The following is a 23400-nucleotide window of genomic DNA, read 5'->3' as shown; positions in this document are numbered from 1 at the left end:
CCGAGGCTCGCCGTTGGACCGGCAGGGCCGCCTGAGCGCGCTCAGCCGAAGGGGAGACCGGTTCGGCGTGAGAGCGCGCTTCCAGACCCTCTGGATGCGGCGTGAACCGGCGGGAGGAAACAGATGGGGCTGCTCGATCAGGTCATCGGCGGAGTCGTCGGACAGGTTCTGGGGGGCGGACGCGGCGGGGCGCTGGCCTCGCCGGTGGTCAAGGCGTTGCTCATGCTGTTGCTCGCCAAGGGCGCGAGCGGCGGCCTCGGCGACATCTTCGGGCGGGGGCGGGACGAGGGCGGCGGCTCTCCTCTGCCGAGCCCGGGCGCCGACGACGGTGATTTCGGCGGGTTCAACCAGGGCCGGCGCAGCGGTCCGCCCACGCGCGGCGACGAGGCCGGCGGCGATTTCAGCGACCTCGCGGGCATGCTCGACGGCCCCGGCGACGGCGCGTCCGGCAGCCGCTCGCCCGGCGGGGGGCCCTATGCGGGGCTCGACCGGGAGCCGCAGGACGGGGGCGGTCCTGCCGCGGGCGGGCTCGACGGCCTGATCCAGAGCTTCGAGCGCAGTGGGCTGGGCGACGTGATCGGCTCGTGGATCGGCCAAGGCCCCAACCGCGAGATCGCGCCGAACCGCCTCGCCGAGGCCCTGGGTCCCGGCACCGTCGACAGCCTCAGCCGCGAGACCGGCTTGCCGCGCGAGGATCTGCTGGCGCAACTGGCGCAGGCCCTGCCCGGCGTGATCGACGCCCTGACGCCCCAGGGCCGGGCGCCCAGCCGCGAGGAACGCGGCGGCTGGTGAATGACGGAGGGGATCGGCGATGGCCTACGAGCTGCACTACTGGCCGATGATCCCCGGTCGCGGCGAGTTCGTGCGGCTGGCCCTCGAAGCGGCCGGGGCGGATTACGTCGATGTCGCCCGCCTGCCGGAAGAGGCGGGCGGCGGCATCGCGGCGATGATGGACCGGCTGGAGGACGAGCCGCTCCGCCCGCCCTTCGCGCCGCCCTTCCTCAAGGACGGCGACCGCGTGATCGGGCAGACCGCGGCGATCCTGCTCTATCTCGGGCCGCGCCTCGGCCTCGTCGGTGCGGACGAGGCCGACCGGATCTGGACGCACCAGATCCAGCTCACGATCGCCGACATGGTCGCGGAGGCCCACGACACCCATCACCCGGTGGGCGTCGGCCTGTACTACGAGGACCAGAAGCCGGAGGCGCGCCGCCGCGCCGAGGACTTTTGCAAGCACCGCATCCCGAAATTCCTGGCTTGGTTCGAGCAGGTGCTCGCCGGCAACCCGGCCGGGCCGGAGTCCTTGGTCGGTGGTGCGGTCAGCTACGCCGACACCTCGCTGTTCCAGCTCGTGGAGGGCTTGCGCTACGCATTCCCGAAAGCTGCGGCGCTGGCGCAGACGCCGCAGGTCGCCGCCCACGCGGAGCGGATCGGAGCGCTGCCGCGCATCGCGGCCTACCGCGTCAGCGATCGGTGCCTCCCCTTCAACGAGGACGGCATCTTCCGGCACTATCCGGAGCTCGATTTCGGCTGATCATCGAGGCTCACGGCGTCACCTGTGACAAAGCCGTGAAAGCTGTCTTCCGGTTAAACGGTCGCGCTTGTGCCGCCCGGCGGCGTGTTACATGTGCGGCGTGAGCATCAGCGAGAGCCTCCCCACCATCGGCGAACCGAGCGCGGCACCGGCGCGCTTTCGGATCGCGGAGCCGTTGCGGACGGCACAGGACGCCCTCGCCCGGGCGCAGGACACCGCCGGGATCGGCGTGTTCTCCCTCGACCTGCGCGCGGGCCTCCTGCATCCGAGCCCCGCCTTCTGCCGCCTGCACGGCCTGGAGCTGCGCGAGGCCTATCCCCTCGCCGCGCTGATCGAGCGGCTCGGGGTAGAGGCGGCCGCGATCCCCTCGGGCGATGCGCCGGCGGGAGAGGCGGTCTACCGCATCCGCGATCCGCTGAGCGGCCTGCCGCGCTGGATCGCCCGCACCGTTGAGATCGAGCGCGATGGGGACGGCGTGCCTGTGCGGCTCGCGGGCGTGACCCGGGACGTGACCGAGCAGCACGCCCAGCGCACGGCGCTGGCCGAGAGCGAGCAGCATTACCGCACGCTGTTCGAGCAGATGGACGAGGGCTACTGCGTCATCGAGTTCATCGACGGTCCGCACGGCCCCTTGAGCGACTACGTCCACGTCACCGCCAACCGCGCCTACGCCCAGCATGCCGGCATCGAGAACGTGGCGGGCAAGCGCCTGCGCGAGATCGTGGGCGAGGAGGCCGAGGGCTGGCTCGCGCTCTACGGCGATGTCCTGCGCACCGGCCGGCCGATCCGCTTCCAGCGCGAGCTGGTCGCCACCGGGCGCTACCTCGAACTCGCCGCCTTCCGCATCGAGCCGCCCGCGCGCCGGCAGGTCGCGGTGCTGTTCCAAGACATCACCGCCCGGCGGCGCGTGGAGCACCTGCTCCATTCCAAGGCCGCCGATCTGGAGGCGGAGGTGGTGGCGCAACGGCGCGACCGCGACCGCGTCTGGACGCTCTCGCCGGTGCTCAAGGTCGTCGCCTCCCCCGACGGACGGATCGGGGCGGTGAATCCCTCGTGGAGCCGCACCCTCGGCTGGCCGCCGGCTGAGACGGTGGGCCGCTGCGTGCCCGATTTCTTCGCCCCCGAGGAGCGCCCGGCGGCCGAGGCGGCGCTGGAGCGGCTCGCGGCCGAGGCGGCGCTGGAGCGGCTCGCGGCCGGCGCCTCCACCGACCTCGAACTGACCTGCCTGACCCGGGACGGCGGCACCCGCCGGGTGCTCTGGACCATCGTGCCCGCCGACGGCCTGCTCTACGGCTTCGGCCGCGACATCACCGAGCAGCGCCAAGCGGAGGAGGCGCTGCGCCAGTCGCAGAAACTGGAGGCGGTGGGCCAGCTCACCGGCGGCGTCGCCCACGACTTCAACAACCTGCTCACCATCATCCGCTCCTCGGTGGAGTTCCTGCGCCGGCCCGACCTCGCGCCCGAGCGCAAGCGCCGCTACCTCGACGCCGTCTCCGACACCGTGGACCGGGCGGCGAAGCTGACGGGCCAGCTCCTCGCCTTCGCCCGGCGGCAGGCGCTCAAGCCCGAGACCTTCGATGTCGGCGAGCGGCTGCGCAGCATCTCGGAGATGCTCGATTCGGTGACCGGCGCGCGCATCCGCGTGGTCACCGACCTGCCCGGCGCCCCCTGCTACGTGCGGGCCGACGCGAGCCAGTTCGAGACGGCGCTCGTGAACATGGCGGTGAACGCCCGCGATGCCATGGACGGCGAGGGCCGCCTGACGCTCCGCCTCGACGGCGGCGCACCGATGCCGCCGATCCGCGGCCATGCCGGCGCGGCCGGACCCTTCGTCGCGGTCTCGGTCGTGGACACCGGCACCGGCATCGCCAGCACCGATCTCGCCCGCATCTTCGAGCCGTTCTTCACCACCAAGGAGGTCGGACGGGGTACCGGGCTCGGCCTGTCCCAGGTGATCGGCTTCGCCAAGCAGTCGGGCGGGGACGTGGACGTGCGCAGCCGCGCGGGCGAGGGCACCACCTTCACCCTCTACCTGCCCGAGGTCAGCGCCCCGCCGCCGGCTTCTCCCCCCGCCGGACCGGGGCCGGAATCGGCCACCGAGGCGCATCTGCGCATCCTCGTGGTCGAGGACAATGTCGAGGTCGGCCGCTTCTGCACCCAGATCCTGGAGGAACTCGGCCACCAGCCGGTCTGGGCCGAGAACGCCGAGGCCGCCCTGGTCGCGCTGGAGCGGGCCGAGACGCCGTTCGAGGCGGTCTTTTCCGACGTGGTGATGCCCGGCATGGGCGGCATCGCGCTCGCCCGCATCCTGCGCGAGCGGCACCCGGACCTGCCGGTGGTCCTCACCTCCGGCTACAGCCACGTCCTGGCCCAGGACGACGCGCACGGGTTCGAGCTGTTGAGGAAACCGTATTCGGCGCAGGAATTGGGGCGGGTGCTCAAGGAGATGGCGGGGCGGCGGATGAAGCGGGAAACAGCACCGACCTGAGTTGGACCCCAATCCGCTTGACTATAGGACGGGCCGCTTCCGACCCTTTGTGACTCGCGGGATTTCCGCTTCAGAGCATCCCACCGCGCCGGTTCTGGGCCGAGCATCCCCTCGTCCACGGCGCAGCCGAGCCCCTCGGCGATCGGGCTGTTGAGGCGGTGTCAGGTGTTGTCCCCCGGCCAGCGACACGGCGAAGCCGTCACCCTTCGCCCCCGCCGAGACCGCCTCCCCGGCGACGATGCTCTATCCTCTTGTATTTGCATCCCCTTTTTCCGAAAGCCGGCGGCCACCTTTCGGGAGGGATGCTCTAGCCCGCGAGCTGCGCGCGGGCCGCCGCGATCATCGCCAGAGGATTCTCACCGTCCTGCGCGAAGAAGCCGTGCGAGACCGCAGGCCCCGAACGCAAGAAGGCCCACCTTCCGGCGGGCCTTCTGCCTGTTCGAACGTGCCCGGCCACCGGCCGGGCAAAACGTTGTCAGGAAACAAAGAACAACTACTGACCGGCGGGCTTGTTCGCCGCGGGCGGGTTGGTCGGGGCCGTGGTCTGGCCGGCGGCCGGCGGAGTGGCGGGCGGCGTCGCCGGGGCGGTGGTCGTGGTGCTGGCCGGAGGCGTGGTCGTGCCGGTGGTATCCTTCTTCTCGTCCTTGCAGGCCGCGAGGCCGAGGGCGACGAGGCCGAGGACGGGAAGCAGCTTGATGGCGCGCATAGGTTCCTCCGTGTCGTTGGACCCTTCGAGCACCGCCGCGGACGGACGGCACCGGAAGAGCGGAAACGGGCTTTGCCGTGTTGTGGCAAAGCTGAGAACGCATTTCGGCGCCGAACCGTTCAACATTCCCGTGCCGGCCACCCCGAAGAACGGTGGAAGACCGGACTTTTTCAGGACAAAAAGGCGGGATGAAATCTCCGGCGCCGACGTGCAGACCTTTCCGGACCGGCAGGTCTCACCGGGTCGGCAGAACTTGGCAGGTCTCGCAGAAGAAGGTCGAGCGCCCGCCCTGCACGATCCGGCCGATCCGCCCGGTGCAGCCCTTCGTCGGGCAGGCATGGCCGACCCGGTCGTAGACGCGGAACCCGTGCTGGAAGGCGCCGCGCTCCCCGTCCGGCCGGGCGTAGTCGCGTAAGGTCGAGCCGCCGGCCGCCACCGCCTCGGTCAGCACCGCCTTGATCTCCCGGACGAGCTTTTTCGCCTTCGGCGTCGGCGAGCCGTCCGGCTTGGCCAGCGCGCCGGCCGGAAGGGCCGGGTGGAGGCCCGAGCGGTGCAGCGCCTCGCAGACATAGATGTTGCCCAGGCCCGCGATCAGGCGCTGGTCGAGCAGCGCTGCCTTCAACGGCGTGATCTTTCTCGCGAACAGGTGGGCGAGCCAAGCAGCGTCGAGGGCGTCGGAGAGCGGCTCGACACCCATGCCGGCGAAGTGGCGGCAGGTATCGAGATCGCGCGTCGCCACGAGGTCCATGAAGCCGAAGCGGCGGGTGTCGTTGTAGGTCACCGTGGCGCCGTTGGCGAAAGCCATCACCACGTGGTCGTGCTTGGGCTGGCCCAGGGTCCCTTCGAGGTAGAAGTCACCCGGCGAGAGGTTCGAGCCGTCGGGCATCCGCACGTCGAAGCGCCCGCTCATGCCGAGATGCAGGATCAGGCTCTCGCCGGAATCGAGATGCGCGGTGAGGTATTTGGCCCGGCGCGCGAGGTCGCGCACGGTAGTGCCCTCCAGCCGCTCGGCGAAGCGCTCGGGGAAGGGGAAGCGCAGGTTCGGCCGGCGCAGGATGACGCGGGAGAAGCGCGCGCCGACCATCGCGGGCGCGAGGCCCCGGCGCACGGTCTCGACTTCGGGCAGTTCGGGCATGGTCGCGAGAAAGAAGCGGCAGGGGAAAAAGAGCTGTAGCGCCCTCCCCGCCCCCGGCGCGAGCGCCGCCGTGCGGCCACGGTGTCGCGTCCCCCGCCACGCGGCGCGGAACCGGGACGGAACCCTTCGGAACTCTTGGCCCTGCAAACGGCTTGCTCCCGGCCAAGGTCCTTTCGCGGCGCTCCCCTCGCGGGCTCCGGCCCCGGCGAGAGCCCGCGTCGGCCGGTCGTCGGAGTCTTTACGGCATGAGCGCCCACCCCTACCGGTTCGGGATCGAGGAAGAGTATTTCCTCGCCGATGCCGAGACCCGTGGCACCCCGCGCCGCTCGGTCAAGCCGTTCCATCAGGCGGCTGGCGAGCGGCTGCCGGAGATCGGGCGCGAGCTGCTGCAATGTCAGGTCGAGGTCTGCACCCCGCCCTCGACTGCCTTCCCGGCCGCCCGCGCGTCGCTGATGCGGCAGCGGCAGGCGCTTGCGGAATTGGGGGCCGAGCACGGGCTCCTCGTCTTCGCCGCCGGCACCCACCCCATCGCCGACTGGGCGCGGCAATTGCCGACCAAGGGCGACCGCTACCGCGGCATCCTGCGCGACGTGGGGCTGGCCGGGCGGCGCAGCCTGATCTGCGGCATGCACGTCCATGTCGAGGTCTCCGACCCCGACCGGCGCGTGCCCCTGATGGATCGGCTGCTGCCGTTCCAGCCGCTGCTGTTCGCGCTGTCGGCCTCCTCGCCGTTCTGGCAGGGCAAGCCGACGGGGCTCGCCGCATACCGTCTCAGCGCTTTCGGCGAGTTGCCCCGCACCGGCCTGCCCGACCTGATGGGCGATGCCGAAGCCTACGCGCGCTACGTGCGGATCATGACCAATGCCGGCTCGATCCAGGATGCGAGCTTTTTGTGGTGGTCCTTACGGCCCTCGATCAAGTTCCCGACACTCGAACTGCGCATCGCCGATTCTTGCACCCGGCTTTCCGACGCCATCGTGGTGGCGGCACTGTTCCGTTGCCTCGTGCGGTTGGTCGAGCGCCGGCCCGACATCAATGCGGGGCTCACCGGCGTGTCGCGGGCGATTGCGGCGGAGAATCTCTGGCGGGCCCAGCGCAGTGGGATCGAGGCCGAGCTGATCGACGAGGCCTCGGAACAGGCGTTCCCGTTCGAAGCCGCCCTCGACACGCTGCTCTCGCTGATCGCCGAGGACGCCGAGGCGCTCGGCTGCACCGAAGAGGTCGCCGACGCCCGCCGCATCCTGCGCGAGGGCACCAGCGCCGACCGGCAGATCGCCGCCTTCGAGGCCACCCGCGGCGGCGACACCAGCAACCGCCAAGCCCTCGACGCGGTGGTCGACTGGCTCGCCGAGACGACGCGGGCCGGGTGAGCCGGGAGAGCTGAGGCTTTAGCCGAACAGCCCGGCGAGGTTCACGAGGCTCAAGCCCGCGATCAGCAGCCCGACCACGACCATCAGCGCCCGCGCCGGGATCACCCGAACCAGAAGCGCGGCGATCGGTGCCGCGAACAGCCCGCCGACGACGAGGCCGGCGATGGTGGTCCAGTGGGTCAGCCCGCCGAGCAGGCTGAAGGAGAGGCCGCTCGCCAGCGCGATGAAGAACTCCGCCGCGTTGACCGTGCCGATGGAGGTGCGCGGATCCTGCCCGCCGCCGACCAGTGTCGTCGTCACCACCGGCCCCCACCCGCCGCCGCCGACCGCGTCGACGAAGCCGCCGCCGAGCGCCAGCGGCACCACCGCGCGCGGCGGCTCGCGTCGGGTCTTCAGGGTGCGGAACGCCTTCGACAGGACGTAGAGACCCATCACCAGCAGGTAGACCGAGACGAACGGCTTGATGGTCTCGCCATCGACCGATGTGAGGAGATACGCGCCCGCCACCGCGCCGATCGCGCCGGGGATCAGCAGGCGCCGGAACAACGCCCCGTTCACGTTGCCGAGCCGCCAGTGCGACAGGCCGGAGAAGGCGGTGGTGAAGATCTCGGCGACATGCACCGAGGCCGAGGCCGCCGCCGGCGGCACCCCGGTGGAGAGCAGGAAGGTCGTCGAAGTGATGCCGTAGGCCATGCCGAGGGCGCCATCGACGGTCTGCGCCGCGAGCCCGACCGCGACGGCGGTCCAGAAGCCGCGGCTCGCCAGCCCCTCGCTCACCGCCTGGACCGTGCCCCCGCCCGCGCCACCGGCGAGAAGGGTCCAAACCGCCGCGATCACGACGAGCGTGGCGAGGGCGGCGAGCGCCAGGAAGGCGAGCGTGCGCGGCTCACCGAACTTCGTCGGCCGCGCGGCGGCGGAGGACGATCCGGCCATCGAAAAGCGATCCATGCGAGAGGAGGCCGAAAACTAAGACCTCGCTCCCGGCGAGCAAGGGTTCGGCATCCCAATGATTGGCCCCTAAAGAGAGCGAATCCCTCCGCGATCGGTTCCTGGGAGGACGATGTTTTCTTTGTCCCCCGCGCCCAGGCAGAGACGGGACGAAACCGTTTCCTCGAGCCGATTCTCAGCCCTTGTCGAACGGGTTCTTGGACGTGCGCAGGGACAGCCGGATCGGCGTACCGGGCAGGTCGAAGGCCTCACGCAGGCCGTTGACGAGATAGCGCGTGTAGGATTTCGGCAGGGCGTCGAGCTGGTTGCCGAACAGGGCGAAATGCGGCGGGCGGCTCTTCACCTGGGTGGCGTAGCGGATCTTGATGCGCCGGCCGGAGACCGCGGGCGGCGGATTGCGCTGGAGCGCGTCGGTGAGCCACGCGTTGATCCGCGCCGTCGAGACGCGCCGGCTCCACACTTCGGAGGCATCGACCACCGCCTGCATCAGCTTGTCGATGCCCTCGCCGGCGAGCCCTGAGAGCGGCACCACCGAGACGCCGCGGACCTGCGGCAGCAGGCGGGTGCAATCCTCGCGCAGGGACTTCAGCAGCCCCGGCTGGTCGGCGACGAGATCCCACTTGTTGAGGCCGATCACCAAGGCGCGCCCCTCGCTCTCGACGAGATCGACGATGGTGAGATCCTGCTTCTCGAAGGGAATCGTCGCGTCGAGGAGCACGACCACGACCTCGGCGAAGCGCACGGCGCGCAGGCCATCGGAGACCGCGAGCTTTTCCAGCTTGTCGTCGATGCGGGCGCGGCGGCGCATGCCGGCGGTGTCGTGCAGCTTGATCCGGCGCCCGCGCCACTCCCAATCCAGCGAGATCGAATCGCGGGTGATGCCGGCCTCGGGTCCGACCAGCAGGCGGTCCTCGCCGATCATCCGGTTGATCAGGGTGGACTTGCCCGCGTTCGGCCGCCCGACGATGGCGACGCGCAGGCCCTTGCCGCCCTCTTCGTCCTCCTCCTCGTCGTCCGGCTCGGGCAGAACCTCGCGCAGGGCATCCTGGAGCGAGCCCAGACCTTCGCCGTGCTCGGCGGAGAAGGGGATCGGGTCACCGAGCCCCAGCGAGAACGCGTCGTAGGCACCCGCCATCCCGGCCCCGCCCTCGGCCTTGTTGGCGATGAGAATGACGGGGCAGCCGGAGCGGCGCACCAGTTCGGCGAAGGGCCGGTCGGACGGCAGGACGCCGGCGCGGGCATCGATCACGAACAGAACTGCGTCGGCCTCGAGGATCGCGGCCTCGGTCTGGGCGCGCATGCGGCCGAGCAGCGAATCGGCATCCGCCTCCTCGAGGCCGGCGGTGTCGATGACGCGGAAGGCGACGTCGCCGATGAAGCCCTCGCCCTCGCGGCGGTCGCGGGTCACGCCAGGGCGGTCGTCGACGAGCGCGAGCTTGCGCCCGACCAGCCGGTTGAACAGGGTCGACTTGCCGACATTCGGGCGTCCGACGATCGCGACGGTCGGCAGATCCATGGGACAGTACAGTCTCGTCAGGCGCGCGGGACGGACAAGCCCGACGCGCGATATTCGATGAACGCATCGTCTTTTCAGACAAGCCGGAGGCCAGCTTTCGGGACGATGCTTGAGAAGATAAGCGGTTCCGGCCGCGCCGTCAGCGGGTGATCGGCGGCGGCGCGGCGTTCTCGGGCTTGGCCTCGGTCACGATGACGGGACCGCCGGCCACCAGCGCCGCGTAGACGTCAACCCGCTGGCGCAGGCCCTGGGGCGTCTCGGCATCGGCGCTGATCTGGTCGAACCAGCGGCCGGCGCCCTCGATGTCGCCACGCTTGAGCGCGGCCAGGCCGAGCATCTCGCGGGCGGTGTGGCGGTAGGCGTTGGTCGGGGCGGCAAGCCCCTGGAGGCTCGCCAGGGCCGCGTTCGGATCGGGCCCGTCGAGGCGCAGCAGGGCCGCGCGCAGGCGGGCGAGGTCGCGCAGGGAATCGCCGATACCGGTATCGGCGGCGAGCTTGTCATAGGCTTCCGCTCCGGCAGCCGCGTCGCGCTTGGCCGCGTCGGCGGCGAGGCGGAAGCGGGCGAGCAGGGCGTAGCCGCCCGGCGCGTCGGTGCGGATCGCGGCGAAGTCGCGGTCCGCCTCCTCGGTCTTGCCGTCCTTGGCGAGGCGGCTGGCGAGATCGTAGCGCTCGGAAGCCGCCTCGGCGCGGGTGCGCTCGGCATGGCGCCAATAATTGTAGCCGCCGACACCGGCCACGAGGAGGATCGCCCCGGAGATGATCAGCGCGTTGTAGCGCTTCCAGATCCTGGCGATCTGGTCGCGGCGATAATCCTCGTCGACCTCGCGAATGAACTCGTTGTTCTCGGCCATCTTCGAAAAAATCCGGGCGCCCCTCGCGGAAGCGCACTCGCCTCGCCTGTCTTGTCGGGGCGCCTAGCACAGCGCCTCCGCTTTGGCGAATGAGGGCTCAGCCCGTCAGGCCCATCGCGCGGAGAGAAAGCCAGAGGCAACGGAGGCGGCCACCGGCGCTTGAGGCCGAAATGAAACCGGGGCGATTACTTCGAGCAATTGCCCTGTCAGGCCTGTCCCGGCCAGGCGGCGACGCCGATGAGGAGCGGGTGCAGGTACTTGCCGAACACGAACCACGCCACGACGCCGACCACCACGGCGATGGCGTCGTTGCGCCAGCCGGCCGGGACGGCCTGCCCGCCATGCTGCTGCGCCACCTGCCCCGCCGTGAGCGTCCGGCGCTTGGCGCTGATGCGGGCGGCCACCGCCCAGGCGAGGAAGGAGCCGAACAGCAGGATCGAGCCGAGATCGCCGTTGGCCAGGAGGTGGGCGGTCGCCCAGATCTTCACGGCGAGCAGCATCGGGTGCTTGAGCCGGGCGCGGATGTGGCCCGGCAGGTAGGTCGCGGCCAGGCTGATGAAGGCGAACAGAGTGAGCAGCACCGCCAGATGCCGGGTCCAGAGCGGCGGCGACCAGACCGGGATCAGGCCCTCCTGCCGGTAGAGCCCGTAGCCGTAAACGGTCAGGATCAGGCCCGCCGCCGAGAGCAGGGTGTAGCCGAGCTTGAACCGGCCCTCGCCGATGCGGCCGATCACCTCCGCGCGCTTGGACCGGGCCATGGAGAAGGCGTGCGTGCCGAGGAACAGCACGAGGCCAAGGATCATCACCAGCATGGGGCAGCCTGTGGACGGCGCTCGCTCCGGCGGATGCGGACAAGCTCCCTGTAACGGTTCAAAACGCAATCCTTGCGGGATGTCCAGATCGTCCCGTCTGCTCGGCCGTTTCCTTGGCCGCCCCCTCGCCGTGACGCTCGCGCTCGCCTGCGGCGGCGTGCCGCCGGTCCGTGCCGCTCCGGAGCCGCCGCTCTCGGCGCTCACCCTGACGGGGCCGGAGCGGACGATCTTTTCCGCCACCCGCGACGCCTGCGATGGCGCCGACGTGCCCGACGCCCCTGCCCGCGCCTTCCGCGACGCTTCGGGCGGAATCGCGCTCTACGGCCTGCACTACCGCAACCGGGCCCTGCGCGGCCCCGATCTCGACCACCTCAAGATCGATTGCCGCGTGGTGCTCGATTCCGGGGAGAAGCCCGATCCGGCGCTCTACGACGACCGCTCGTGGATCACCGCCACTTGGACCGAGGACGGCACGAGCGTCGCCGCCCTCCTCCACCACGAGTATCAGGCCAACGAGCACGAGGACCGCTGCCGCTCGAAGGTCTATATGGAGTGTTGGTACAACACGGTCACGGCGGCCTTCTCCCGCGACGGGGGCATGAGCTTCACCCGAATGACACCGCCCGCGGTGGTGGCGGGCGCACCCTTCCGGCAGGAGGAGGGCCAGGGCCGGCACCGGGGCTTCTTCAACCCCTCCAACATCGTCAGTGAGGGGCGCTTCCGCTACTTCTTCGCCTCGACCACGGGTTGGGACCGCCCAGGCAGCGATCAGGAGGCGGGCGTCTGCCTGTTTCGCACCGAGCGGCCGGAGGACCCGGCGAGCTGGCGCGCCTGGACCGGCACCGGCTTCACCGCCGCCTTCCCCGACCCCTACCGCAAGCCGGTGAAGCTCGCCGACACCTGCAAGCCGGTCGCGCCGTTTCCCGCCCCTGTCGGTGCGGTGGTGCGGCACCGCGGCTCGGGAGCCTGGATCGCCGTGTTCATGGCGGCCAAGGGCGGCGTCTTTCCGGAATCGGGCTTCTACTGGAGCACCTCGCGCGACCTGCTGAGCTGGGACGGGCCGCGGCTGCTGCTGGCCGGCGCCACGCTCTACGACGATCCCTGCCAAGCGAAGGGACGGCTGATCGCCTACCCGTCCCTGCTCGATCCGGGGGCGCAGGGCCGCAATTTCGACGATGTCGGCGAGGGCGCGCTTCTCACCTTCGCGACCCTGCGCCTTGAGGGCTGCACCATCACCTCCGACCGCGACCTCGTGCGGCGGCCGGTGGCGATCAAGGTGTGGCCGTGAGGCGCATATCGATCACAGGCATCCCGCCCACGACCTCATCCTGAGGTGCCCGCGTCGGCGGGCCTCGAAGGATCCTCCGTTTCCGCGCGCCTTCTGGACGACCCTTTGAGGCCGACGCGTCGCGTCGGCACCTCAGGATGCGGCGGTGGATGGGATCGGCCCTTCCGTGATCGGGACGGGGACCGACCCGTGGGTTCGCGCGTGCGGCGCTCACCCGAGCCCGAGCGCCGCCTTCTCCTCGAGATAGGCCGCGTGCACCGCCTCCTTGCCGTAGGCGCGCTCGAGCCGGCGCACGGTGAAGTGGGCGCGGCCCATGGACTGGAAGTGGTCCATGAAGGCGGCGTTGACGGCGGCGCCCCCGAGCGCCCCGATCACCGGTACGGCCTGCGCCGCGACCTTCTGCGAGACGACGAGACCGAAGCGCGCGGCGATCTGCGCGGTGAGCCGCACCAGCGGCGGCGCGCCGGCATCGAGCAGCGAGCGGTGGGCGGCGTAGCGGGCGGCTTCCGACATGGTCTTGGCCAGCGCCGCACGCACCGCGAAATAGCCACTGTCGGCGACCGAGGCCTCGGCGCCGGCACGACCGCCCAGCGCGAAGACCTGAACGCAGGCGAGCGCGGTCTCGGGATCGCTCAGATCCTCGCCCTCCTGCCGCGCGATCTCGGCGATCGAGCGCAGCATGATCGTCGTGGAGACCGGCAGTTCCACCGCCAGCGTCGCGAGGCCGAGCACGCCGCCGACGGCGCCGGTCACCGCGGCGAGCGCCTTATGGCGGGTATCGCTCGATCCGAGCAGGCGGCTCAGGCGCCCGCCGGCTTCCGTCTCGACGCGTTCCAGCGCGGTGCCGGCGGGCTTCACGTCCTTGTCCGGCAGGGTCGCGAGCGCCACCCGCAGGGCCGTTCGCATCGCGCCTTCCGTGGCGCTGGCCACCGTTTCGGTGATGGGCGCCGGCAAGGCGCGGCCGATCATGTCGAGGGGCGCGCCCGCCGCCGCCGAGAGCCGGGCGGCAAGGCCCGGCTTCTCCAGCACCGCCACGGCCCGGCGCAGGGCCAGACGGTCGGCCTCCGACAGCGGGGGCGAGGGGGGCGCCTCCACCGGAACCGGCAGGGTCTCGCCGACGAGGGTCAAGTCGCTCACGGTTCGTATCCCAGCATCGCACCTCAGTGGCGTCGGACACAGCAAGCGCGGGGCCGCGCGCTTGGTTCCGTTTTCGGAAGACCGGGCCGGGGTCACACCTTCATCGCGACCGCCTCCGCTTCGGGAGCGGGTTCGGGCACGGGCTCCTCCCGCCCCTCGCGCAGGATCATCAGGACGATGCAGAGCAGCGCCACGGGAATGCCGATCGCGGCGGACGCCGCGAAGAAGGCCGGATAGCCCATCGCGTCGACCATGAATCCGGAAAAGCCCCCGACGAACTTGCCGGGCAGGGCATAGAGCGAGGAGAGCAGGGCGTATTGCGTCGCCACGAAGGCGGGCGAGGTCAGGCTCGACATGTAGGCGATGAGCGCGGTGCCCGCGAAGTTGCCGGCGAAGTTGTCGATCGAGATGCTGAGCACGAACAGCGACAGCGGCGCCCGCTCGGGGATCCAGGGGATGAGCGTGCCCCCCGCCCCGCTATTGGCCTGGAGCAGCAGCATCAGGTCTCCCGTGTCGACGCCGCCGTTGGCGACCCAGAAAAAGGGCATCGCCGCCCGCTCCGGCCCGCTCAGCGCGAGCCAAGTGAACATCAGGTTCGAGGCGGCACCGATGATGCCGCCGATGAGCAGCGTCCAGTTCATGCCGAGGCGGATGACGGAGAGCCCGCCGACGAAGGCGCCCAGGATGCCGACGATGACGCCGTAGACCTTGGTGACGTTGGCGATCTCGGTCAGCGTGAACGCCTTCTCGATGTAGAAGGGCTGGGCCATCACGCCCGAGATGATGTCGGGCAGGCGGTAGAACATGATCAGGGCCAGGATCAGGATCAGCCGGGCCCCCTTGCGGCGCACGAGGTCGGAGAACGGATCGACCACGGCCACGCGCAGGGTCGTGGCGAGCGAGCGCCGCTCGCCCGGCACCGTCACCGGGTCCTGGCGCGGGGCGAGCAGGGCGGCGACGAGCCCAACCAGCATCAGCGCCGCCATCGCCCCGTAGGCGAGGCTCCAGCCGGCGCCTTGCGCGATGTAGAGCGCGCCGGCCCCGGCGAAGGCGCGGGCGATGGCGTAGCCGAGCTGGTAGGCGGCGAGCATCACGCCCTGCCGCTCCGTCGGGGCCGCGTCGATGCGCCAGGAATCGACCACGATGTCCTGCGTCGCCGAGGCGAAGGCGGTCAGCAGCGCGCAGATCACCATGAAGCTCAAGGAGGCCGCCGGATCGCCCTGGCTCATGCCGATGAGGCCGAGAGCGACCGCGATCTGCGCCGCCACCATCCAGGCGCGGCGGCGGCCGAGCCAGCGCGCCAGGACCGGCAGGTCGAAGCGGTCGATCACCGGCGCCCACAGGAACTTCAGCGAGTAGGCGAAGGAGACGTAGGAGAGCAGGCCGATGCTGGTGCGCTGGATGCCGGCGGTGGCGAGCCAGGCCGAGAGCGTGGAGAACACGAGCAGGATCGGAAGGCCGCAGGCGAAGCCGAGGGCCAGCATCAGGGCGACGCGGCGATCCTCGGTGATGTCCCGCAGGCGAAACTTGCGGGGTTGCGCCGTCTGGGCCGCTGCTTGCGCCGCCATCGCGTGGAACTCCCTGGAGCCTTCACCCGGAGGCGGGTGCGGGGTTTCGTGGATCCGAGACTTCGTGGATCCGAGATTTCGCGGAGCCGGGACGCGGCGAGCGGCCGGTCGCCCGGACGCAGGCGCGTCGTTCGCTCGCGCATCTGCGATACGACTCCGCGGAAAACATGGCGGCCTTGCGCCCGCCAGCTCCCCGTGTGCCTCCCTTGCAGGACAAGCGCGGCTTCGGAATCCCGGGCCCCTTATGGACGAACATGGTTGACGCAAGTGTAACCCCAGCGCCGACGCGCGGCCGGGGTGCCGCGGGCTCGACGGCTCGGCCTGCGTGCTTGGTCTGCGTGCTTGGCCGCACGGAACGGGGACGGGCCGGGCTCGTTTGAGTCGCGGGGCCGGACGCTGCGGAATGCGCCTGGAGACTCCGGTTCATGTGCCGCACTCCATCGCGGCGTGCCTCTGTTGGCGTTCGAGATGACGGGTTTTCCCAAAGGAGCGAGCTTGCCCGCGGGCGTCACGGTGGACGTGTTCGCGGCGGCCTTCGAGGCGAGCCCGACACCCATGGTCGTCACCGATCCGGGGCAGGGCGACAATCCCGTCGTGTGGGCCAATGCCGCCTTCCTGGCGCTCACCGGCTACGACCGCGAGGAGATCTACGGCCACAATTGCCGCCTGCTGCAGGGCCCCCTCACCGACGCGGGCGTGCTCGAAAGGATGCGCAGAGCGCTCTCCGCCGGCCGGCCGTTCGAGGGCGAATTGCTCAACTACCGCAAGGACGGAACCCCGTTCTGGAACGGCATGACGATCAACCCGGTCCGCAACGCGGCGGGCAAGGTGGTGTTCTTCTTCTCGGCCCAGGCCGACATGACCGACAAGCACCGCCTGGAACTGGCCATGCGCGACGCCAACGACGCGCTGGAGCGCGAGGTGAACGAGCGCACCGCCGACCTGCGCTCGGCGCTCGAACAGAAGACGGCGCTGCTCCACGAGGTCGACCACCGGGTCAAGAACAACCTTCAGGTCATCTCCTCGCTGATGCTGCTGAAGGCGCGGCGCACGCCCGAGGGCGAGGCCCGCGACGCGCTCCAGGCCATGGCCGACCGGATCAGCGCCCTCTCCACCGCCCACCGGATGCTCTACTCCGAGGGCGACGTCTCCCGCTTCGATTTCAAGGACTTCACCGCCGACCTGATTGCCGACCTCGCCGCCGGCCTCGACGAGGATCGCACCCGGATCGAGACGAAGATCGAGGCCCTGGCGCTCTCCGCCGCCATGGCCGCGCCGCTGGCGCTGCTGATCCACGAATTGACGACGAACGCCCTGCACCACGCCTTCCCGGAGGAGCGCCGCGGCCGGGTCGCCATCGAGGCGCGCCGCTGCGAGGCGGGGATGCGCCTCGTCATCGAGGACGATGGCATCGGCATGGGCACGGCCTCTCCCAACCCCGCCGGCTTCGGCCGCACCCTCGTCGAGATGGTGGTGCGCCAGTTGCGCGGAACCCTCGAATGGTCGGATGCCCGGCCCGGCACCCGGATCGCGATCACGATCCCGCTCACCGGGGCCGACGCGCTGTGAAGGCTTCGTCAGCCCGTCGGCCGGGCCGGTTCCACCGCCATCGGCACCCCGATCGGCCGGTTCCGCCTCCGGCGAACGCGATCTTGACCGATCCGGCGGAGACCGTCGGATCGGGGAGACGAGCGAGTTCGGGAGAGCCGCGATGGCCGAGGTGAGGGAGGCGCCCCTGCGCATCCTCGTCGTCGAGGACGAGGTGTTGATCGCCCTCGAACTGGAATGTCTTCTGGAAGATCTCGGCCATGTCAGCGTCGGCGTGGCGGGCTGCTCGGCGGATGCCATCGCGCTCGGCCGCAGCGCCCGACCGGACGTGGCACTCGTGGACATCCACCTCGTCGACGGCCCGACCGGCGTGGAGGTGGCCCGCGCCTTGGCGGGCGACCCGCGGATCACGGTGGTGTTCATGACCGCCAACGCCAAGCGCATCCCGCCGGACTTCGCCGGTGCGCTCGGCGTCATCGCCAAGCCCTATTCCGAGCGCGCCGTGGTGGGCGTCCTCGACTACGTCGCCCAGCGCCGGGCTGGACAGACGCCCGCGGTCGCGACGCTCGACGGCTTCCATCCCGCCCCGGACGCGGGCGGAGCCCCTTGAACCGCCCTTGACGGCGGCTCGGCCGCCGTCAGGCCGTCGGGACGTTGCGCTCCAACTCGTCGAGCCACGCGCGGGCGCTGGCATCCGACGGCGCGCGCCAGTCGCCGCGAGGCGAGAGGGAGCCGCCGGCCGACACCTTCGGGCCATTGGGCAGCGCCGAGCGCTTGAACTGGCTGAAGCGGAAAAAGCGGTCGAGAAAAACACCGAGCCAGCGCCGGATCTCGACCAAGTCGTAGGCGACGCGCTTGGCCTGCGGAAAGTCCGGCGGCCAGTCGCCGCGTCGCGCATCGCCCCAGGCGTGCAACGCGAGGAAGGCGATCTTCGAGGGCCGGAAGCCGTGGCGCAGGGTGAACCAGAGATTGAAGTCCTGCAAGGCATAGGGGCCGATCCTGGCCTCCGTGCTCTGCGGCCCCTCGCCTTCCGAGGCGGGCACGAGCTCGGGCGAGATCTCGGTGTCGAGCACCGCCTGAAGCGTCCGGTTCTCCTCGGCGCCCAACTGGCCGGAGGAGATCACCCAGCGGATCAGGTGCTGGATCAGGGTCTTGGGCACGCCGGCATTGACGCCGTAATGGCTCATCTGGTCGCCGACGCCGTAGGTGCTCCAGCCGAGCGCCAGCTCCGAGAGGTCGCCGGTGCCGATGACGATGCCGCCGTGCTGGTTGGCGAGCCGGAACAGATAGTCGGTGCGAAGCCCCGCCTGCACGTTCTCGAAGGTGACGTCGTAGACCGCCTCGCCCCGCCCGAACGGGTGGCCCATATCGCTCAGCATCTGCCGGGCGGCGGGGCGGATGTCGATCTCCTCCGAGGTGGTGCCGAGCGCCCGCATCAGGGCGTGGGCGTTGGTCTTGGTCTCGTCGGAGGTGGCGAAGCCCGGCAGGGTGTAGGCCAGGATGTTTTTCCGCGGCAGGCCGAGGCGATCGAAGGCTTTTGCCACGACGATCAGCGCGTGGGTCGAGTCGAGGCCGCCGGAGACCCCGATCACCGCCCGCTTGGTGCCGGTCGCGGCAAGACGCTGAGCGAGGCCGGCGACCTGAATGTTGTAGGCCTCGTAGCAATCCTGCGCGAGGCGCGCCGGATCGGCGGGCACGAAGGGGAAGCGCTCGACCCGTCGCTCCAGGCCGAGATCGCCCTGCGGCGGATCGAGGCGGAAGGACACCGTGCGCCAGGGCCGGAGGCTCTGGGTGCGGGCATTGTCGTCGAAGCTGCCGGCCTGGAGCCGCTCCGCGGCGATCAGGTCGAGATCGATATCGGCGAGCGTCACCACCGGCCCTTCGGGGAAGCGCGCGCCTTCGGCCAGCCGCACGCCGTTCTCGTCGATGCTGGTCTGCCCGTCCCAGGACAGGTCGGTGGTGGATTCGCCGGTTCCGGCCGCGGCGTAGACGTAGGCGCACAGGCCGCGCATCGAGGCGGCGCGGGTGAGCAGTGCGCGGGAATCGGCGCGGCCCACGGTGATCGGGCTGCCCGAGGGGTTGGCGATCACCGTGGCGCCAGCCAGCACCGCCTCCATCCCCGGCGTCTGCGGCACCCAGAGATCCTCGCAGACCTCAATGGCGAGGCGGAAGCCCGGCAGGTCCTCGGCGGAAAAGATCAGGTCGGTGCCGAACGGCGCTTCGAGTCCGGCCAGACGGATCGTCTCGGCCATGATTCCGGCGCCCGAGGCGAAGTGGCGCTTCTCGTAGAATTCCCGGTAGTTCGGCAAATAGATCTTCGGCACCACGCCCAGGAGCCGCCCGCCGCGGATCGCCACCGCGCAATTGTAGAGCCGGTTACGCCAGCGCAGGGGCGCGCCGACGACGAGGAGCGGCGTCAGCCCGGCGCTCTCTGCAACCAGCCGCGCAACCCCGGCTTCGACCGCGTCGAGCAGGGTCGCCTGCAGCAGCAGATCCTCGATGGCGTAGGAGGAGACGCAGAGTTCGGGGAAGACCGCGAGCGCCGCCCCGGCCCCGTGCGCCTGCCGCGCGAGGCACACGATATCCTCGACATTGGCCGCCGGATCGCCCGGATGGCTGCGCCCGGTGCAGGCCGCCACACGGGCGAAGCCGTGCCGGTAGAGCGAGCGGAAGTCTTTGGGGCTCACGGGTTCTTGGCTCAGAGTCGTCACCGGGTCTCGAAGCTCACCTGATATGGCAGGATCCCCTGCCAAGTGTCTCGCGGGTCGTCGTTTCTCAAGCCCAACGTACGGCAAGGCCACGCCTCAGGCCTGCTCTCGCACCGGATCTCGAAACATCGCCGCAAAGCGCCAACCGCGCTCGATGATAGTCGGTTCGCGTTCCGCTTGCACCGGCGGCCTGGGACGATGCGGCGAAGGGGAGGGCAAGCGTTCGTTAACGACGATCCGCCTAGCTTGGGGCTCGAACCGCTCCGCAGGAGCCGGACCTTGTTTCGAGTCATCTCACAGATCATGCGCGCATCGGGACGGCCTCCCCATTCCCATCGTGATCCGTCGCGGCCGAGCCGCGGCGGCGACCGCCTGGACCGGTCGATCGGCGGCATCGCCCATCGGCTGATGAGCCTGCGCTCCAACCTCGCCCGGCGCATCGCCGGCGCGCCCCCGGCCCCGCCGCGGGCGCTCCCGCAGGCGCTGCCGCATCCGGCCCTGCCGCAGCCCGGCACCGACGGGTTCGACGCGGGCAGCGTGCCGAGCTGGCTGGTGCCGCCGGGAACGATGCTCGGCCGTACGCCGGCCGGGCAGGAGCCTTGGGCTGCCGCGGCGGAGGAGGGGCTGTTCGAGATGCCCGCCCCGGTTCACCCGGGCCAGGCCCTCTCCTACGACGGCGGCTCGGAGATGCCGTTCGAGAGCCGCATCGATCCCCGCGCCTCCGGTCCCGGCGTCCTGGTGCGCACGCCGCGCCGCCCGGCGGCGATCGCCCCGGAGGCCGGCATCGTCCCGGTGCCGCCCCCCCTCGCCGCCGCCCTCCCCGCTTCTCCGGGCGGGTCCTACGGCGTGCCGCAGGCGCCTTTGCCCGAGGCGGTGCGCTTCACCCGCACCCCCGACACCGTACTGATGGAGCGCCGTCGCCAGGCGCTGGAGGCCGAGCGCGAGGCGCAGGCCCGCGCCCAGGCCCTGCTCGACGCCCAGGCCGCCGCCGAGGCCGCGGCCTTGGAGGCGCAGCGCGCCCGCGAAGCGGCGGAGCGCGAGGCGGCCGAGCGCGCGGCGCAGTTCGCCGCCGAGGAGGCCGAAGCGGCCCGTCTGCGCGCGGAGCAGGCCGTCTCGGAGGTGCCGAGCTGGCGCCGTCCGTTCGTGCCCCCGCCGGGCGTGAGCTTCTTCCGCACCCCCGACCGCCGGCCGAAGCCCGTCGTCCAGATGCAAGGGGCCGGACACGCGGCCGCCGCACCGCAGGCCGTGCCGGCCCCGGCCGAGGCGCCGTGCCTTGAAGCCGCCGTGCCGGAGAGCCTGCCGGTTGCCGCCCCCGTCGCGGCGGAAGCGGTGGAGGCGGTCGCCTCGTTCGCTTCGCTCTACGCGCCCTTCATCCCGCCGGTTCCGGCCGAGCCGTCCGACTGGTCGGACGTGCCAGATTGGTCGGCCCTGCACGGCTGGTTCGGCCCGGCCGAGACGATGGTCGAGGTCGCCGAGTCGGTCGCGCCTGCCGTCCCGCGTCCGGTCCCGAACGCCATGGCCGCCCGCGCCGCGATCCGCCCGGTCCGTCCGGCTGCCGGGGCCGTGCCGCAGGCTGCCCCCGATGCCCCGCCGCAAGCCGTGGCGCCCGCTCCCGCCGCCGTCGCAGCGCCTGCGCCCTTCACCGCACAGCCTTTCGCGGCACAGCCGGCATCGATGCAGGTTCCGACGCCGTTTCTGGCGCCGGCGCCGATGCAGGCGGCACCGCAGGCCCCCTCCCCTGCCTCGCAGGCGGTGGCACCGCTGACGATCCCGGCCCGTCCGGTCCTGCTCCGCACCAAGCCCGGCGCCGAAACCGAACCGTCCGAGGAGCCGGTCATCGAGACCGTGCAGGAGGAGGCTCTGGAGATCCTCGAAGAGGCCGTCTCGGAGACCGCCGACGCGTTCGAGGAGGAAGCCGCCCCACCCGTGGCCGCCGCCGAGCCCGAGAACCGTCCGCGGGCGTTCCTGCCCGAGCGTCCGACGCTGATCCCCGCCGGCCGCCATCTCGAAGCGTCGTTCGTCGGCAATGCCGATTACGAGCTGCCCTCCCTCGAACTGCTCGCCGAACCGCCGCTGCCCGACGGCGAGGAGGTCGATGCGGACGAGCTGGAGCAGAACGCTCTCAACCTCCAGCAGACCGTGCAGGACTTTGGCGTGCGCGGCGACATCCTGGCGGTCCGCCCCGGCCCGGTCGTCACCCTCTACGAACTGGAGCCGGCGCCCGGCACCAAGTCGAGCCGCGTCATCGGCCTGTCGGACGACATCGCCCGCTCGATGTCCGCCGTCTCCGCCCGCGTCGCCGTCGTCCCCGGCCGCAACGTGATCGGCATCGAGCTGCCGAACCCGGTGCGCGAGACCGTGTACCTGCGCGAGCTGCTGGCCTCGGTCGATTTCGTCGAGACCAAGCACAAGCTGGCGCTGTGCCTCGGCAAGAACATCGGCGGCGAGCCGATCATCGCGGATCTGGCCCGCATGCCTCACCTCTTGGTCGCCGGCACCACCGGCTCGGGCAAGTCGGTGGCCATCAACACCATGATCCTTTCGCTGCTCTACCGCCTGAAGCCGGAAGAGTGCCGCCTGATCATGGTCGATCCCAAGATGCTGGAACTGTCGGTCTATGACGGCATCCCGCACCTGCTCTCCCCCGTCGTCATCGATCCGAAGAAGGCGGTCATCGCCCTCAAATGGGCGGTGCGCGAGATGGAGGAGCGCTACAAGAAGATGTCCAAGATCAGCGTGCGCAACATCGACGGGTACAATGCCCGGATGAAGGAGGCGCGCGAGCGGGGCGAGGTCATCACCCGCACGGTCCAGACCGGCTTCGACCGCACCACCGGCGAGGCGGTGTTCGAAGAGCAGGAGATGGACCTCTCGGCCCTGCCCTACATCGTGATCGTGGTCGACGAGATGGCCGACCTGATGATGGTGGCGGGCAAGGACATCGAGGGCGCGATCCAGCGTCTCGCCCAGATGGCACGCGCGGCGGGCATCCACCTGATCATGGCGACGCAGCGGCCGAGCGTGGACGTCATCACCGGCACGATCAAGGCGAACTTCCCGACCCGGATCTCCTTCCAAGTGACGAGCAAGATCGATAGCCGCACGATCCTGGGCGAGATGGGCGCGGAGCAGCTGCTGGGCCAGGGCGACATGCTGTTCATGGCCGGCGGCGGGCGCACGACGCGCGTGCACGGGCCGTTCTGCTCGGATTCGGAAGTCGAGACGGTGGTTGCCCACCTCAAGGCTCAGGGGCGGCCCTCCTATCTGGAGGCGGTCACCGCCGATGACGGCTCCTCCGACCAGCCGGAGAAGCCGGCCAAGGGCGCGCGCGCCGCGGCGAAAGCCGAGAAGGACGACTTCGCCGAGGCCGAGGAGTCCGACGCCCCGGTCTTCGACATCGGCGCCTTCGCGGCGACCGCGGGCGCGGAAGGCGGCGAACTCTACGAGCAGGCCATCGCCGTGGTCCTGCGCGACCGCAAGGCTTCGACGAGCTACATCCAGCGCCGTCTCCAGATCGGCTACAACCGCGCCGCCTCGATCATGGAGCGGATGGAGATCGAGGGGATCGTCGGGCCGGCCAACCACGCCGGCAAGCGCGAGATCCTGGTCGAGGGCCTCGCGGGCGCCCCGTCCGGCGGCTACGACGACGAGTGACCCTCAAGATCCGGCCCCCGTCGCATATTCGCCACAGGGGCCGGCTCTACCGGCGAACACGACTTCCGGACGCGCCGCAGCCGCGCGTCCGCACCGGGACGGCAAAAGCCCCGCGCGCCCGCAAGCTTTCGGAGATGC

At 70.9% G+C, this 23400-nt stretch carries 17 protein-coding genes; 8 read left to right on the top strand and 9 right to left on the bottom strand.

Annotated features, from left to right (window positions below):
• Positions 1-123 precede the first annotated feature (123 nt).
• The 3 genes from LPC10_RS20710 (at position 124) to LPC10_RS20700 (ending at position 4022) form a co-directional block, all read left to right on the top strand.
• On the top strand, positions 124-792 hold the full coding sequence (locus LPC10_RS20710) for a YidB family protein (RefSeq protein ID WP_231344133.1): 669 nt from the start codon (positions 124-126) through the stop codon (positions 790-792).
• A 19-nt stretch (positions 793-811) separates the two neighbouring features.
• Entirely contained in the window at positions 812-1534 is a 723-nt protein-coding gene (locus tag LPC10_RS20705; protein ID WP_231344132.1) for a glutathione S-transferase, read from the top strand.
• Between the two features lie 91 nt (positions 1535-1625).
• Complete coding sequence (locus tag LPC10_RS20700; RefSeq protein WP_231344131.1) at positions 1626-4022, top strand: PAS domain-containing protein; 2397 nt, start codon at positions 1626-1628, stop codon at positions 4020-4022.
• 493 nt (positions 4023-4515) lie between these two features.
• On the opposite strand, the gene LPC10_RS20695 is transcribed toward LPC10_RS20700, so the two are convergent.
• Positions 4516-4728: a hypothetical protein gene (locus tag LPC10_RS20695; protein WP_231344130.1), complete on the bottom strand. Its 213-nt coding sequence runs from the start codon at positions 4726-4728 to the stop codon at positions 4516-4518.
• Between the two features lie 235 nt (positions 4729-4963).
• Complete coding sequence (gene mutM / locus LPC10_RS20690; protein WP_231344129.1) at positions 4964-5863, bottom strand: bifunctional DNA-formamidopyrimidine glycosylase/DNA-(apurinic or apyrimidinic site) lyase; 900 nt, start codon at positions 5861-5863, stop codon at positions 4964-4966.
• Between the two features lie 245 nt (positions 5864-6108).
• Between mutM and LPC10_RS20685 the strand changes: the two genes are divergently transcribed.
• Positions 6109-7233: a carboxylate-amine ligase gene (locus tag LPC10_RS20685; protein ID WP_231344128.1), complete on the top strand. Its 1125-nt coding sequence runs from the start codon at positions 6109-6111 to the stop codon at positions 7231-7233.
• An 18-nt stretch (positions 7234-7251) separates the two neighbouring features.
• On the opposite strand, the gene LPC10_RS20680 is transcribed toward LPC10_RS20685, so the two are convergent.
• From LPC10_RS20680 to LPC10_RS20665, 4 genes are all read right to left on the bottom strand, one after another.
• Complete coding sequence (locus tag LPC10_RS20680) at positions 7252-8166, bottom strand: sulfite exporter TauE/SafE family protein (protein WP_231344127.1); 915 nt, start codon at positions 8164-8166, stop codon at positions 7252-7254.
• Positions 8167-8356: 190 nt separating this feature from the next.
• Positions 8357-9697 (bottom strand): ribosome biogenesis GTPase Der, encoded by a 1341-nt coding sequence (gene der / locus LPC10_RS20675; RefSeq protein ID WP_231344126.1) that lies wholly within the window; start codon positions 9695-9697, stop codon positions 8357-8359.
• A gap of 139 nt (positions 9698-9836) precedes the next feature.
• Positions 9837-10547, bottom strand: coding sequence for a tetratricopeptide repeat protein (locus tag LPC10_RS20670; RefSeq protein ID WP_231344124.1), 711 nt, complete (start codon positions 10545-10547; stop codon positions 9837-9839).
• 206 nt (positions 10548-10753) lie between these two features.
• Complete coding sequence (locus tag LPC10_RS20665) at positions 10754-11359, bottom strand: NnrU family protein (RefSeq protein ID WP_231344122.1); 606 nt, start codon at positions 11357-11359, stop codon at positions 10754-10756.
• 79 nt (positions 11360-11438) lie between these two features.
• Between LPC10_RS20665 and LPC10_RS20660 the strand changes: the two genes are divergently transcribed.
• Positions 11439-12647 carry a hypothetical protein gene (locus LPC10_RS20660; RefSeq protein ID WP_231344121.1) on the top strand — a complete coding sequence of 403 codons (1209 nt, stop codon included), beginning with the start codon at positions 11439-11441 and terminating at the stop codon, positions 12645-12647.
• A 210-nt stretch (positions 12648-12857) separates the two neighbouring features.
• On the opposite strand, the gene LPC10_RS20655 is transcribed toward LPC10_RS20660, so the two are convergent.
• Together LPC10_RS20655 and LPC10_RS20650 are read right to left on the bottom strand one after the other, a co-directional pair.
• On the bottom strand, positions 12858-13784 hold the full coding sequence (locus LPC10_RS20655) for an EcsC family protein (protein WP_231344120.1): 927 nt from the start codon (positions 13782-13784) through the stop codon (positions 12858-12860).
• 92 nt (positions 13785-13876) lie between these two features.
• Positions 13877-15352: an MFS transporter gene (locus LPC10_RS20650; protein ID WP_231344119.1), complete on the bottom strand. Its 1476-nt coding sequence runs from the start codon at positions 15350-15352 to the stop codon at positions 13877-13879.
• A 468-nt stretch (positions 15353-15820) separates the two neighbouring features.
• On the opposite strand from LPC10_RS20650, the gene LPC10_RS20645 reads away from it, so the two are divergent.
• Complete coding sequence (locus LPC10_RS20645; RefSeq protein WP_231344118.1) at positions 15821-16921, top strand: histidine kinase dimerization/phosphoacceptor domain -containing protein; 1101 nt, start codon at positions 15821-15823, stop codon at positions 16919-16921.
• Between the two features lie 142 nt (positions 16922-17063).
• Positions 17064-17510 carry a response regulator gene (locus tag LPC10_RS20640; protein ID WP_231344117.1) on the top strand — a complete coding sequence of 149 codons (447 nt, stop codon included), beginning with the start codon at positions 17064-17066 and terminating at the stop codon, positions 17508-17510.
• A 28-nt stretch (positions 17511-17538) separates the two neighbouring features.
• On the opposite strand, the gene LPC10_RS20635 is transcribed toward LPC10_RS20640, so the two are convergent.
• On the bottom strand, positions 17539-19611 hold the full coding sequence (locus LPC10_RS20635) for an NAD(+) synthase (protein WP_231344116.1): 2073 nt from the start codon (positions 19609-19611) through the stop codon (positions 17539-17541).
• Between the two features lie 405 nt (positions 19612-20016).
• Here LPC10_RS20635 and LPC10_RS20630 point away from each other — a divergent pair, with 405 nt between their 5' ends.
• Positions 20017-23262: a DNA translocase FtsK gene (locus tag LPC10_RS20630; protein WP_231344115.1), complete on the top strand. Its 3246-nt coding sequence runs from the start codon at positions 20017-20019 to the stop codon at positions 23260-23262.
• Positions 23263-23400: the final 138 nt, after the last annotated feature.

The organism is Methylorubrum sp. B1-46, from assembly GCF_021117295.1.
In the GTDB taxonomy this organism is placed as follows: Bacteria; Pseudomonadota; Alphaproteobacteria; order Rhizobiales; family Beijerinckiaceae; genus Methylobacterium.
This window is presented reverse-complemented; position numbering and strand designations above follow the sequence as displayed.

Excerpts from the sequence above, each read along its gene's own strand:
- LPC10_RS20710 (WP_231344133.1), top strand. The coding sequence starts at position 124 with ATGGGGCTGCTCGATCAGGTCATCGGCGGAGTCGTCGGACAGGTTCTG.
- LPC10_RS20705 (WP_231344132.1), top strand. The coding sequence starts at position 812 with ATGGCCTACGAGCTGCACTACTGGCCGATGATCCCCGGTCGCGGCGAG.
- LPC10_RS20700 (WP_231344131.1), top strand. The coding sequence starts at position 1,626 with ATGTGCGGCGTGAGCATCAGCGAGAGCCTCCCCACCATCGGCGAACCG.
- LPC10_RS20695 (WP_231344130.1), bottom strand. The coding sequence starts at position 4,728 with ATGCGCGCCATCAAGCTGCTTCCCGTCCTCGGCCTCGTCGCCCTCGGC.
- mutM (WP_231344129.1), bottom strand. The coding sequence starts at position 5,863 with ATGCCCGAACTGCCCGAAGTCGAGACCGTGCGCCGGGGCCTCGCGCCC.
- LPC10_RS20685 (WP_231344128.1), top strand. The coding sequence starts at position 6,109 with ATGAGCGCCCACCCCTACCGGTTCGGGATCGAGGAAGAGTATTTCCTC.
- LPC10_RS20680 (WP_231344127.1), bottom strand. The coding sequence starts at position 8,166 with ATGGCCGGATCGTCCTCCGCCGCCGCGCGGCCGACGAAGTTCGGTGAG.
- der (WP_231344126.1), bottom strand. The coding sequence starts at position 9,697 with ATGGATCTGCCGACCGTCGCGATCGTCGGACGCCCGAATGTCGGCAAG.
- LPC10_RS20670 (WP_231344124.1), bottom strand. The coding sequence starts at position 10,547 with ATGGCCGAGAACAACGAGTTCATTCGCGAGGTCGACGAGGATTATCGC.
- LPC10_RS20665 (WP_231344122.1), bottom strand. The coding sequence starts at position 11,359 with ATGCTGGTGATGATCCTTGGCCTCGTGCTGTTCCTCGGCACGCACGCC.
- LPC10_RS20660 (WP_231344121.1), top strand. The coding sequence starts at position 11,439 with ATGTCCAGATCGTCCCGTCTGCTCGGCCGTTTCCTTGGCCGCCCCCTC.
- LPC10_RS20650 (WP_231344119.1), bottom strand. The coding sequence starts at position 15,352 with ATGGCGGCGCAAGCAGCGGCCCAGACGGCGCAACCCCGCAAGTTTCGC.
- LPC10_RS20645 (WP_231344118.1), top strand. The coding sequence starts at position 15,821 with ATGACGGGTTTTCCCAAAGGAGCGAGCTTGCCCGCGGGCGTCACGGTG.
- LPC10_RS20640 (WP_231344117.1), top strand. The coding sequence starts at position 17,064 with ATGGCCGAGGTGAGGGAGGCGCCCCTGCGCATCCTCGTCGTCGAGGAC.
- LPC10_RS20630 (WP_231344115.1), top strand. The coding sequence starts at position 20,017 with ATGAGCCTGCGCTCCAACCTCGCCCGGCGCATCGCCGGCGCGCCCCCG.